Origin of the sequence: Trichocoleus sp. DQ-U1, assembly GCF_039961925.1 — a bacterium.
Classification (GTDB): Bacteria; Cyanobacteriota; Cyanobacteriia; order Cyanobacteriales; family FACHB-T130; genus FACHB-T130.
Window position 1 is genome coordinate 1 of sequence record NZ_JAMPKB010000020.1, and the last position, 12714, is coordinate 12714.

General features: G+C 47.4%; 10 protein-coding genes, 2 tRNA genes, 2 pseudogenes and 1 CRISPR repeat array. Of the genes and pseudogenes, 6 read left to right on the forward strand and 8 right to left on the reverse strand.

What is annotated here, in order from left to right:
* Window positions 1-490 precede the first annotated feature (490 nt).
* Together NDI34_RS10705 and cutA are read left to right on the forward strand one after the other, a co-directional pair.
* Window positions 491-1396 (forward strand): pentapeptide repeat-containing protein, encoded by a 906-nt coding sequence (locus tag NDI34_RS10705; RefSeq protein ID WP_190411915.1) that lies wholly within the window; start codon window positions 491-493, stop codon window positions 1394-1396.
* A 65-nt stretch (window positions 1397-1461) separates the two neighbouring features.
* Window positions 1462-1797 (forward strand): divalent-cation tolerance protein CutA, encoded by a 336-nt coding sequence (gene cutA / locus NDI34_RS10710; protein WP_190411914.1) that lies wholly within the window; start codon window positions 1462-1464, stop codon window positions 1795-1797.
* On the opposite strand, the pseudogene NDI34_RS10715 reads toward cutA, so the two are convergent.
* From NDI34_RS10715 to NDI34_RS10725, 3 genes and pseudogenes are all read right to left on the reverse strand, one after another.
* Window positions 1794-1973, reverse strand: a pseudogene (locus NDI34_RS10715) (ADP-ribosylglycohydrolase family protein); the annotation flags it as partial. The gene cutA and the pseudogene NDI34_RS10715 overlap by 4 nt on opposite strands.
* Before the next feature lie 316 nt (window positions 1974-2289).
* The gene (locus NDI34_RS10720) at window positions 2290-2994 is read right to left on the reverse strand and encodes a PD-(D/E)XK nuclease family protein (RefSeq protein ID WP_348232643.1); all 705 of its coding nucleotides are present in this window, start codon (window positions 2992-2994) and stop codon (window positions 2290-2292) included.
* Between the two features lie 186 nt (window positions 2995-3180).
* Window positions 3181-4152: direct repeats of the CRISPR family, unit length 35 nt; unit sequence GTTTCAACGACCATCCCAACTAGGGGTGGGTTGAA.
* Between the two features lie 192 nt (window positions 4153-4344).
* Window positions 4345-4416, reverse strand: a tRNA-Thr gene (locus NDI34_RS10725).
* Between the two features lie 155 nt (window positions 4417-4571).
* On the opposite strand from NDI34_RS10725, the gene NDI34_RS10730 reads away from it, so the two are divergent.
* Together NDI34_RS10730 and NDI34_RS10735 are read left to right on the forward strand one after the other, a co-directional pair.
* The gene (locus NDI34_RS10730; protein ID WP_190430332.1) at window positions 4572-4868 is read left to right on the forward strand and encodes a DUF3493 domain-containing protein; all 297 of its coding nucleotides are present in this window, start codon (window positions 4572-4574) and stop codon (window positions 4866-4868) included.
* Window positions 4869-5090: 222 nt separating this feature from the next.
* Window positions 5091-5864, forward strand: a complete 774-nt coding sequence (locus tag NDI34_RS10735) for an FHA domain-containing protein (RefSeq protein WP_339380224.1) — start codon at window positions 5091-5093, stop codon at window positions 5862-5864.
* A 124-nt stretch (window positions 5865-5988) separates the two neighbouring features.
* Here the strand turns inward: NDI34_RS10735 and recA are convergent, their stop codons facing one another.
* Entirely contained in the window at window positions 5989-7068 is a 1080-nt protein-coding gene (gene recA, locus NDI34_RS10740) for a recombinase RecA (RefSeq protein ID WP_190411910.1), read from the reverse strand.
* 708 nt (window positions 7069-7776) lie between these two features.
* Between recA and xseA the strand changes: the two genes are divergently transcribed.
* Together xseA and xseB are read left to right on the forward strand one after the other, a co-directional pair.
* The gene (gene xseA, locus NDI34_RS10745) at window positions 7777-9018 is read left to right on the forward strand and encodes an exodeoxyribonuclease VII large subunit (protein ID WP_348232670.1); all 1242 of its coding nucleotides are present in this window, start codon (window positions 7777-7779) and stop codon (window positions 9016-9018) included.
* Between the two features lie 27 nt (window positions 9019-9045).
* Entirely contained in the window at window positions 9046-9315 is a 270-nt protein-coding gene (xseB, locus tag NDI34_RS10750; protein WP_190411908.1) for an exodeoxyribonuclease VII small subunit, read from the forward strand.
* Between the two features lie 9 nt (window positions 9316-9324).
* Here the strand turns inward: xseB and NDI34_RS10755 are convergent, their stop codons facing one another.
* The 4 genes and pseudogenes from NDI34_RS10755 to NDI34_RS10770 form a co-directional block, all read right to left on the reverse strand.
* Window positions 9325-10581, reverse strand: coding sequence for a DNA double-strand break repair nuclease NurA (locus tag NDI34_RS10755; RefSeq protein ID WP_190411907.1), 1257 nt, complete (start codon window positions 10579-10581; stop codon window positions 9325-9327).
* 128 nt (window positions 10582-10709) lie between these two features.
* Window positions 10710-11507, reverse strand: coding sequence for an HAD family hydrolase (locus NDI34_RS10760; RefSeq protein WP_348232644.1), 798 nt, complete (start codon window positions 11505-11507; stop codon window positions 10710-10712).
* 124 nt (window positions 11508-11631) lie between these two features.
* Window positions 11632-11703 (reverse strand) — tRNA-Gln (locus tag NDI34_RS10765).
* A 154-nt stretch (window positions 11704-11857) separates the two neighbouring features.
* A pseudogene (locus NDI34_RS10770) lies at window positions 11858-12687 on the reverse strand (IS1 family transposase).
* Window positions 12688-12714: the final 27 nt, after the last annotated feature.

Genomic DNA, 12714 nt, shown 5'->3' on the forward strand with positions numbered 1-12714 from the left:
CATCTACGTTTAAAGGCGCTTGGTTTGAGTTGTTTGAGTTGTTCGTAGGTCATACTGGCTTTCCCCCTTAACCTACTTTTACTCACACTCTCGCTATTCACGCAAGAAGTCTAATCTTCGCTAGAAAACTATGTTGATTGTTGAATGACACTTCACCTGTCTATAAAAATTAGAGGAATTTATAGATAAACTGACCACCGTATTTTTACGGAAAATGGGTTTTGTAGAGGATTGTTATTAGAAAAATTACTGAATTATTGAGTTTTAAGAAAATATAAAAAAATATTTGTTACATCATCTATTTAAACCTTATAAGGAGGGTAATCTAGAGAAGTAAAATATTGATTAAGGCGTCGGCAAATAACAGATAAAACTGGAATAAAGAAAGATTCTGTTATAAAAACAACCGCAGAAAATGTGGCTATTTAGCCTGGTAAGATTCGTTTCAAGTCTCTTCAACAGTTTATATAAACTAGGGAGCGATCGCGCTATGGAAGTAAGCCATTTACTTAAGCTTTATGAAGACGGACAAAGAGACTTTGCCGGGATCGATCTCAACGGAAGTGACTTGAGGGGAGTGACGCTCATTGGGGTCAATCTCACGGGCGCTAACCTGAGAGGAGCTAATCTGAGTCGAGCTTTCCTAACAAAGTCAGACTTAACGGGTGCTTGCCTAAACTGGGCCGATCTAAGTTTTATCAAACTGAGCGAAGGCAAACTGGTAGAAGCAGACTTGACGAAAGCGAACCTCAGTGGAGCGTTTCTAGTGAAGTCAAAATTGCCTGGAGCCAAACTGAGCGGTGCAAATCTCAGCAGTGCTAATCTTCGAGTAGCTAACCTTTGGGGTGCTAATCTCTGTGGAGCAAATATGCAAAGGATTAATCTGCGGGAAGCAAATCTCAGTGGCGTTAACCTTAGTTGGGCTAATTTGTGCGAAGCGAGACTCACAGGCGCGAAATTGTATGGCGCTTCCTTAAATGGTGTTAACTTCAGAAGAGCTTTTTTAAAAGGATTAGACCTGGGCGGAGTTGATTTAGAGGGAGCCAACCTTAATGATGCCAGACTGAGTGGCGCTAACCTGGAAGGCGCTAACCTGAGCGCAGTAGATCTCAGCCAAGCGACACTGCGTAGGGCCAATCTGAAAGGAGCAGATCTGCGGGGAGCAAACCTGGCAAAGGCGTCTTTGGAAGGGGCAGACTTAAGCTGGACGATTCTGAGTAGAGCAAACTTGAGTGAAGCAGATTTGAGTGAGGCAAAGCTGGTAGGAACTAACTTGGAAGATGCTCAAATGAATGGCGCTGTGCTGCCATCAGAACACCAAAACTCATACTCAGAAGCAACTGTTAGTGGTAGTGTGACACCTTTTGAACAACCAGTTAGAGCAATGGTTGGGTAGTTGGGAGAAAGCTAACTGATAATTTCTGATAGATTTGGGATTTTTTGTGGACTAAGTTACAGGTTATGGATCGGGATTCTGGTACAACTCGTTACGCTGTAGTGTTCGTAACGGCGTCTTCGCGACAAGAGGCAGAAGCGATCGCGCAAAATTTAGTTGCATCCCAGCTAGCGGCTTGCGTTAACTTAATGCCAGTGCATTCTGTCTATACTTGGCAAGGTAAGGTTAACTCAGAAGAGGAATGGCAGCTAATCATTAAAACAGATTTAGCGCACTTCCCCGCCCTCGAAGCCAAGATTCGAGAGTTGCACTCTTATGAAGTACCAGAAATTATTGCTTTGCCAATCTTAGCTGGCTCTCCACCCTATCTTCAGTGGATTTCAGATAATGTGAGAAATTAGCTATAGATAGCTGCTTCCAGACGTGTTGCTAAGTCAATGATGTCTTCAATCCTGGCAATTTGCTCGATCCATTCTTCAAGAATATTTTCAATACTGTAATAAATTCCTGCTAAGCCACCAGTAACGGCAGCAGTGGTATGCGTATCGTTGCCTAAATTCACCGCTTTTAGTACCGCCACGATTTTGCGAAGCAGAAGATAAGGGAGCTATTATCTGACCAGGTGCCAGCAGGTTGATTATAAGTTCCAGAACCTATCATCTCTGTTACAGGCGACTTCACCCGATCCATCTGGTAATAAATTTGGCTGGGAAACCCAACGTATCATTGATATAAGCACCGATTAGCCCTGCTAAAACTTTAGAGCTTCTTTTCATTTCAAGTGTTTTATCCGGACTGCTGATGATTCCAGGGTAGTTGGCGATCGCGACTGTGCGTGCATTCAGTCCGTAGTGATTTAAGAGCTAGCAGGGATGGCATTATCTTAAGGAGAATTAGATGCTTGAAGGCGTCATTGTTCCTCTACGCTGCCAAAATTCCCCAACTCTGCGCTCCCACTGCTGCCAGTAAATCATCATATTATCTGGTTCAAACCAGAACACCTCAGCAGGCATTTCCGGAACCGCTACAACCAGCAAGGCATGACGCAGATGGATACCATACTCTTGGTAAAATTGATTAACCGCGCCCATATAAGCCGCTAACTGAAGCGGGCTATCACGGAGGCGTTCAACTGACCCTTTCGGCTTATCAGCGGTTTTCCAGTCACAGACGCAGGGAATGCCCTTATAACTCGCAACGCAATCCACTCGACCCGCATAACTCAAATCGTAGTGGAAGACAGAACCTTCCACGAGCCTTACCTCGTGAATGTCTTGCAACACCGGCTCTATGCTATCCCAGTAAGGTTTAGCCGCGTCTGGACAGGCGGCATTTTCCCCCAGTAGATAACGCTGAATGTGCTTGTGAGTGGACGTACCGCGACGGCTAGCAGCACCAGAAATTCGGTTGGCTTCCTCTGCTCCAACTCGGTTGCGCCAGTTGAAGAGTGCTTCTCGATCTTCTTGCGGTTTGGTGGCGTTGAGGATAGTGGAGACGCTAGGAAAGCGATCGCCCTTAGCATCCACATAATATTGTTTCCCAGATTCCCGCAGCGTTTTAGCACGGTGATGAGGCAGCAGATTGATATTTAACGTCATTATTGTCTAGTTATTAAATCAACCAGTTAGGATGATAGCTGCCGATATGGAACGTTCAACCAGAGGCTGAGACGTCCTCTTTAAACACCTTGCTCAGGCTGATTCCGTTCCTGCTCTCTCCCCACTAAACGCAAATCCATTCGCATGATGGGACGACCTTTACAAGTCCTTGCCTGTTGTTGCTGTCATTTGTACACCATCCCAACTAGGGGTGGTAGAGTCTATCCGGATAGACTCTACCACCCCTAGTTTCAACGACCATCCCAACTAGGGGTGGGTTGAAAGCCATCGAAAAAAGGTACGCCGCCCAGCGCGACTTTGGTTTCAACGACCATCCCAACTAGGGGTGGGTTGAAAGGGTGGAGGATTTGAATGCCCGGTACGAGAAGCAGGTTTCAACGACCATCCCACCTAGGGGTGGGTTGAAAGAACCGAGATATGTGCTGGGAAGGGTTAATTGAATCAGGTTTCAACGACCATCCCAACTAGGGGTGGGTTGAAAGATGATAGCGAACGGATGACCATCAATCAATTGCAGTTTCAACGACCATCCCAACTAGGGGTGGGTTGAAAGCTGTTGGGATGTTTAGCCGGCGAATATCCCTAAAAGTTTCAACGACCATCCCAACTAGGGGTGGGTTGAAAGGCTCTTTGATTTCATTTTTAAGGGCTGTTCGTTCTTTGTTTCAACGACCATCCCAACTAGGGGTCGGTTGAAAGGTCAGCGACCTGAAGAATTCCTACCAGGCTAGCCAAGTTTCAACGACCATCCCAACTAGGGGTGGGTTGAAAGTTAACAGCTTCCTCACGGGCATAGAGCAGAAATCATGTTTCAACGACCATCCCAACTAGGGGTGGGTTGAAAGAAAATCCGATGACCGTGTTGGATCGAATTTTCAACGTTTCAACGACCATCCCCACTAGGGGTGGGTTGAAAGAGCAAGGGAGAAGAACAGGCGATCGCCTCCTATACCGTTTCAACGACCATCCCCACTAGGGGTGGGTTGATAGCGATCGCTATCAAATGCAAGATGCTGACAGTAGAGGGTTTCAACGACCATCCCAACTAGGGGTCGGTTGAAAGCGGGCAATCTTCTGGGCTTGATCTTTAAATACCCCAAGTTTCAACGACCATCCCACCTAGGAGTGGGTTGAACTGTAGGTGTTAGAGTGGATTGAAAGGAGCATTCGATTCGTGATCGTTGTGCGCTTTGAGTGATAGATATTAAATGACATCAATTTGTCACTGCTGCTTCAGCGACACTAATCTGTCCTAACGACAGATAATTATTCGCAGCGACAACAAATAGTCACCGACGACAAATAATTAGTCACTGTACATTTGATTCAAGCCGATGGGCGGATTTGAACCGCCGACCGTTCGATTACGAATCGAATGCTCTACCACTGAGCTACACCGGCACTGCCGATTTACTATCGTAGCAGGTTTAGATAGAAACTGTTGCACCCAATTTCTGGAAGAAATGCGATCGCGTTCAAATTTATAGCACCAGCCGCCGCTGCTGCCGACCACCATCATGCCAAGATGGATCTAAAGTCGGTGGGGATCGAGACGGATGGTAGACCCAAAATTAAAAAATCGCACCCGCAACATCAAAGGCACTCGGAAAGTCAGTGCTGAACAGTATGCACAACTAAAAGCTGAACTTGCTACTCCCTACAAAGGTCTTAGGCAATTTGTTTATGTGGCGTGCGGCGCTTCTGGCTTTATCGGAGGGATGGTCTTTCTTGCCAAGTTAGCCTCCGGTCGGGAAATTGCCTCAGCCGTGCCTAACTTAGCACTACAAATTGGCGTAGTTGCTTTGATGGTTTGGCTGTTTCGCCTAGAACAAAAATCCCAACGTAAGCCATAAAGCTGATCGTTTCCAGTAATCTTGCGGATTCCTCTAAGGGGTAAGACAATCTAAGCTTGAAAGAAGGGATCTGGTGAGTATTTCGCACCCTGAGAACTTGCGAGTAAAATAGGCTAGATTCAGTTATTTGGCTTAACGACATTCTTGCAGTCTTTGGCTTCCCTTGTTGAAAGCCGATAAGGTTCTGCGTTACTTCATCGGCTGAGCCTCACCTAAGATTAAGTGTCATCCCAACACATGGAACTAGAACAACGCTTGGGTCTATATCAGGTATTCCTTAAGCTCTATGAGCATCATCGTGGTTTACTAGATGAGATTCTGAAGCTAGAAGATAGCGGCAATAAATTTCTTAGTGGCATTGCACCTCGATATATCCAAGGCGTAGCGCAGGAGCAGCAAGTCTATCTAGTCACAAATTTAATAGATGCTAAAACGCAAATGTTGTTTCAGCCGCAGCGAATTTGGACACTGGGGCGGGCGCGTCAAGCTGCCCTACCGATTCCGGATAGACGGTTGTCTCGCAATCATGCAGCGATTCGATATATCGACGATCAGGGGTTTTATCTGGTTGACCTGAATAGTACAAATGGGACTTTCGTTAATGGCGAACCCGTATACAAACGTGTTCTTCTCAAGGACGGCGATCGCATTCGTCTAGGTGGTCTGGCTTTCTCCTTTTTCCTGGGCAATACTATCTGCATGGTGGATAATGTCTCTTCAACCCTAATGGCAGAAATTAATGCCCTGACAAATGCAGAGCAATCGCTTCCGGTTACAGAAGTAGAAACACCTACCTCTCCTACAACAGTTCAGCCTCCCAACACCGAGTGCCAAAAAGAGACTCTACATTTCCTCTCTGGCCCCTCTGCCATTAGAGATCCATTAGTCCCAGTTTTGGAATCTCCTGTAGACCCTCAGCTAACTCCGACTCAGCAATCAGAAATTTTAGACCGTTTTTTCAGTAGACGAATTTCCGATCCAGGCACACAAAACTAAACTTTATAAGAATTTATACGAAAAACCCGTTTCCAATAAGAAAACGGGTTTTTTATGTGTAACAGTAGCCCTAAGCTTCCCAAAAAACTATTTATAGGGTAGACTCGCCCACCCTACAGCGCTTTTAGTCGTCTAAAAGTTCTTCCTCTAACTCTTCGTCTTCGGCGTCAACTCGCGTGACAGAGTTGGCAGGAACAACTGCCCCCATCTCTAGCTTTTGACGTACCTTTTGCTCAATTTCTTGAATTAATTCAGAGTTTTCTTCCAGGTACTTAATGCTGTTATCCCGGCCTTGGGCAATGTTATCACCGTTGTAGCTATACCAAGCTCCTTTACGGGTAATGACCCCAGTTTGTTCTGCCAGGTCAACCATACACCCTAATGTCGAGATTCCCTTGCCAAAGATAATGTCAAACTCTGCGACGCGGAAGGGCGGGGCGACTTTATTTTTGGCAACTTTAACTTTAGCTCGGTTACCAAACTCTTCGTTGCCTTTTTTCAGCGTTTGAATCCGACGAATATCCAAGCGCACTGAAGCGTAAAACTTTAAGGCATTACCACCAGTGGTTGTTTCTGGGTTGCCGTAGGTGACGCCAATCTTTTGTCGCAGCTGGTTGAGGAAAACGACCGTACAACCGGATTTACCGATGTTTCCGGTAATTTTGCGAAGAGCTTGACTCATCAAACGGGCTTGCAAACCCATGTGGGAATCGCCCATTTCGCCTTCAATTTCAGCGCGAGGCACCAAAGCAGCTACCGAGTCAATGACCACGATATCCACTGCCGCAGAGCGAACTAGCTGATCGACAATTTCTAAGGCAGCTTCTCCGGTGTCGGGTTGAGAAACCAAAAGATTGTCAATATCAACGCCTAGTACAGCTGCGTAAGCGGGATCTAGGGCGTGTTCAGCATCAACAAAAGCAGCAACTCCTCCTAATTTTTGCACTTCAGCGATCGCGTGCAAAGCGAGGGTTGTCTTACCAGAACTTTCCGGGCCATATATTTCAATCACCCGTCCCTTCGGCAAGCCACCGCCTAAAGCTAAATCCAGGGTCAGCGCTCCAGTGGAAATTGTTTCCACCTTCATGCGGGTGGCATCTCCTAGGCGCATAATTGCTCCTTTGCCAAAGCTGCGCTCAATTTGGTTTAGCACCAGGCTCAGGGCTTTGTCCTTGTCGGGATTGTTCGTGATTTGGATAGCCATTAATGCCTCAAGAACAGAATCAGGTGTGGTGAGATTTTTTTCACACTTAGCAAAAGTTGCTTTTGTGTGGGCTTCTCCGCCTTGCGGACTGGAGTTTCCTGCTTCGATGGCTGGTTCTGATAGTAGAAATGTCTAACAAGACATCCTTACAGCCTCCACAGGCAGAAACGATGGAATCCACCGCCTTTTGATACAAAATGAATGCTGGTTTTAGCCATTTGCCCACTCAGGTTTACCAAGTTTTTGGCTTTGTAAGTGAGTAGGAAATTTCCACTAACTAGGGTTACTTCAACGATTGGCACCGAAACTTAAAATTGTCCCAAATAGCGACAAATTTTAGTTTCAGATATTTTATTATATCACTTTTAGCAACAAATGAGAGCCGCAAGTGCCCTTACATCAAGCTTTACACGGATGGGGGAACCCCCTGGCAAGGCTCGCGATAGGAATCTCTATTGTAGTTCAAATGTTCTACTTTTACCCAACACTGAGAGAGAAAATCGGTCAATAAACGTCTAGCCTGTTTTAAGCAACAAGTGAGATTTGCGATCGCCACTTTGGTCACGTCAGTTTTGTCAAAAATCAACGAATGCAGCCGAGTCTCGCTAATCTAGAGACAGAAACTGTAAATGGCTTGATCTAGGCTTATTTGAGCATCCTCTGCGTTTCCTGATGCCTCAATTCCTATATTTTCCTTATCTTTCGGCGATGAACTATTATCTTTCCAATCAGCTGGTTCCAGATACAGCTGTATCGGTGGCTGGGTTAACGTCTTATTTGCAACTGCTGTTAGAGCAGGATGAACAACTACAGCAAGTCTGGGTGACAGGTGAAGTCTCTAGCGCCTCTCAGTATCGCAGTGGACTATTCTTCACCCTGCAAGATCCGGATGCTAAGGCGGCAATGAGTTGTGTGATATGGAACAGTCAGCTAAATAAGCTGATGCAGCTGCCGGTGCAAGGAGAGCAGTTGATTGTTTTGGGCAGTATCCGAGTTTATCCCCAGCGAGGACAGTACCAGCTGATTGTCTGGCAGGCGCTACCAGCGGGAGAGGGGTTACAGGCATTGCGCTATCGCCAGCTGCGAAATCGGTTGGAGGCAGAAGGATTGTTCGATCCAGAACGCAAGCGATCGCTCCCCACTCATCCCCAAACCATCGCTGTTGTCACGTCGCCACAAGCTGCTGCCTGGGGAGATATTCAACGCACGCTCAAGCAACGTTATCCGGGTTTGCAAGTTTTGTTTTCACCGGCGTTAGTTCAGGGCGAACAAGCCCCAGCATTGATTGTCTCGGCGATTGAGCGAGTGGAACGGGATGGTCGCGCTGAAGTCCTAATTTTGTCGCGCGGGGGTGGTGCGGTTGAGGAGCTAGCTTGCTTCAATGATGAACGGGTAGTGCGAGCGATCGCAAATTGTTCGATTCCCGTGATTACTGGAATTGGTCATCAGCGAGATGAATCTTTGGCTGACTTAGTTGCCGATGCTTATGCTCACACTCCCACAGCCGCCGCCGAACAAGTAGTTCCAGAACTGGCAAGTCTTTACGCAGAACACCAGGAACGTGTCCTCGCCTTGACTGAAGCTGTGAATCAACACATGGAAAACGCTCAAGAACAATTACAAAGAGTGCGAAGCCGCTTGCGGCGGATTCCGTTAGACCGACAAATTCACCAAGAAAAACAAGCGATCGCTTGGAAACGTCAACAACTGTTACAAGGAACGGCGCGACATTTAGCACAGGCAAACCAACACTGTCAGATGCTCCGACAAAAGCTAGCCACGCTTGATCCTGAAAGCGTTCTGCAACGAGGTTACGCCGTAGTCCGACAACAAGATGGTGCGATCGCGCGTTCCACAGAAGGACTGGCACTCGGACAGGAACTACAAGTTCAGCTAGGCACAGGACAAATTAAAGTCAAAATTAGTGAAATTATAAATAGCAAAGAGTAGCTATTTCACGCGATACGGGGATTTTTTATGAGCAAACGCACCAGCACCACCGACGGCTCAAGCGATCGCCGCGTCAATACCCAATTTCCGAAAGATTGGAACTACGAAGCGACGGTTGCCAAAGTTGAAGGGATCATTCGGCAAATTGAAGCCGGGAAGCTAGAACTTGCCGACGTTTTTGAAGAATTTACCGCTGCGGTAGAATACTTGCGCCAATGTGAAATCTTTCTGCAAGAGCGGCAACAGCAGATGAATTTATTAATTGAGACCCTGGCAGACGAGCCAACGTCCTTTTGAGAGATGCCATCAGGCGATACTACCGCGCTTCCTGGCTTCTTTATAGGAAGTCCCGACATTTCTCAAACCAGCCTTAATCATTTGTTGTTCGAGTAAGGCAAAGAAACGAGCGCGATCGCCCCCTCGCACGACTGCCTGATTGTGTGCCTCTGCAAGCGCCACCGGATAGCCATAACCCTTCTGCACCTGAGCCAACATCAAGCTGAGCGAAACATCCAGCTTCTCTGGATTCTCCGCCACCCAAGCGGGAACTTCCACGCGAGCAATTTCAGTCCCGACATGGACGTAGCAGAAGTAGATTTGATGGGCACCGTACAACTCCAGAATTCGTGCAGAACTGCGCCATAGAGGACTGCGTTGACCGGGCTGCAATTGAGACGCCCAGAGGGCAGTATCCCGCAAAGGATCGAAAACCTGGCAGGGTGCCCGGTCAAACTGACCAGGACAATGAGTCATACAGTCGGGAACTGGATGCGGACAGGCTGGCAAACGCAGGAAGTTCAGTGCTTCGCTGCTGCGAGAAGCGCTCAGGTAGCCCATAATTGGAATCCCCGTATCGCGTAGAACATCCCAAGCTTCCAGAATCGGAGGCAAAATATGGTCGCGGGCTTCTCCTGGTAACTGCTCCAGAAACCAATAAATTAGCGATCCATCTACCATTGCTAGGGCAGGGATTGGGGATTTGGGATCGGGAATTGAAGATGGAATTTCCGATTTTCTGTTTCCGTTTCCCTGTCTTGACGTGACTTGTGAAGGTCGGTTAATCCAGCTAGCAGCCAATTCTGCCAACACAGACGCCTCCGAAGCCGTGCGTCGATAGCCCATCCATTCCTCAGGGCGAATTCCCCACTGGCGGGAAATATATAGGTCTTCCGAACGATAAAAGACTTCTGGCAGGCTATCTAAGAGCGGATACAAGCTTTGTCCGTAATGCAGCACCACCCGACCCACATTAATCAGATAGCAGTAGGCAATTTCATGGTGACTCGGAGCAATCTGAGACCCGTCTGTAGCAATAATCGTATGGACAGCCGGAGGGGTAGGAAGGTCAATGGCAGTGCTTAGAGATTCAATGGGTGCGGCTGCTGCAAACCCCAAGCGATCGCGCCACTTTTCTTGCAGATGTACTAAATCTGCCTGAGACTTTTGAGCCAGCGTCAGTAAGTGCTGGGCGCGTTCCAAGCGTTGGCGACTGGCAGCAGCCTCTACCGTCAGGTGTTGACTAATCCCCTGCATTTGCCGCGCGAGTTTGGTTAGGTCAAGCATAGTCAGCTATCCGCTTTTCGCCTATCAGCTCTCAGCTTAAAGCATGAAACATCAAGGCGATCGGGATGAATTTATAATTTACACTTGATACTTCTCCATCCCTCTAACCTTGGGTTCCCTTTTCTCATCTAAGTCCAAGCCGAAAAATCTTGAGCAAACTGAGACAGAGATAAAAGCTGAATTCGTTCCTGATACGCGACCGACTCTCGTTGAGCAGCAGTATTGTAACCCCAATCGGCAAGAAACAGCTTGATATCATTGAGGTCTGGTTGCTGTTGCACAGTTTGCAGAGTTTTCAAGCGATCTTCCACAAACCAAAGGTGAACCGACGAATCGCTACTGAGTTCGCGCAAAATTTCGTACTTAGGACGCCGATTTTCTTTCCCAATAATGCATCGATCGGGTAGTTGGATACCCTGTTGCTGCAACAACTGGCGGACAAAGCGTCCCTCTTTGGTAGTGACGATGTACGTTTGGATGGGTGTATCTGGAAGCGATGCCTTCTCCGATTCCATCCGATGCATTTTTTCAACAACACCTGGATAGAAACGATGCAAGGCTAGCCAACCCTCTAAATCCCTATCAATCCAGTCATCCCGGATACGATCGAGCTTCGTGCCGATATCAGCCGCATTCAAATTATCTTCTTGCAAGATTTGCTGAGCCACCCCTGACCAATCTTGCAACATCTTTTCGTCAGGAATGCCCAATATTAGCGCCCGGATTGCCACCGGCATTTCCCAACCGATTTCTATAATCGGTCGTCGCTGGTAGAAACTTTCAGCCAAACCATGTGGAGGTGTGAGATTAGGCGGTGCCCAAATTTGACAGTAGGTGCGCCAAGCTGTCTGAAAATACTCGATTAGCCCGTCACAGATAACACCGTCAAAGTCAAGGGCGAGAATATTTGGATAACTTGCACGCATGGTTCTAAAGCCGCAATCTTTCGGTTTATCTTGGCACAATTTGCCCAACAAGCCCAATAACCAGTAGAGACGCGAGCTATCGCGTCTCTACTAGGTTTCTCAAAACTTAGGTTTCAAAATTTAACTGGGGTGCAAGGATTCGAACCTCGGAATGGCTGGACCAAAACCAGCTGCCTTACCACTTGGCGACACCCCATCGCATCAACCTTCGTTATAGTAGCAGTTCCTACTAGGGAATTGTCAACCATTTTTAGGAAATTTCTCTTAAATCCTTCTTCATCAGTAGATAAATGGTGAAGACTCAGTATGGATTTTTGGAAATTGACGCATAGAAAAGGCTTGGTTGTGCGTCAGAGAAATGTGGGGTAGGAAACTAGATCATCCCACGACCAACGATGAGTAGCTAATCCTGCCCGTTGAGCCGCCGTCGTTTGTGATCTTGAATGGCACCAGATCCAGTTGAAATAACTGACGGCTAATCGGGTTGTCCTGATTGTCTGATACCACTGCTTGCCAAACTTATTTTGGCGTCGATGCCATCGTCCTGTTTGTTGTCTGAGGATTCCATTGGTACGCTCCACTCGTTGAGTCAGAGCTTTGCCAATGTAATGGTCAACCGTCTGCGGCAAAACTCGTTCGTAACCACCCCATCCGTCCGTATTCCATTCCTGACAAGTCGTTTTTCCCTCAGTACTCACCACTAATTCCAGCAATAACTCATCGGTATGTTTGCCCACTCGCGCGGCTAAAACTAACCCACTCTGTTGCGCCACACTCAATGCAACCCAGCAGTCTCCGACTTCGATGTCCTCTGGTTGACACTGCTTCTGCTTTTTTTCACAAACGACCAAAACTCGTCTGCTCCAATCTCCTCGGTCTCAACCGCTTGCACCTCTTGATTGTGAACCAGTTGCCCTTTGGTAGTGCTGGCTCGAATAATGCTGACAACGGTGCCATACGCCAAGCCACTGGTTCGGCTCAAGCCTCGCAGACTGCTGCCTTCACTATGAGCTTGTAGCAGGGTTCAAGCTTGCTCAGGACTGACTTGACGACGGTAGTACAGCGTATCGAAGGTATCGGTGAACGTTTCCTCACAGCTAGAGCACCGATACCGTTGGCTGCCTTTACTCGTTTTTCCATGTCGGTGCGGTCGAGGGTGATCACAGAATGGACATTTCATCGGTTAGCTCCCTAATGCTTATCCCTC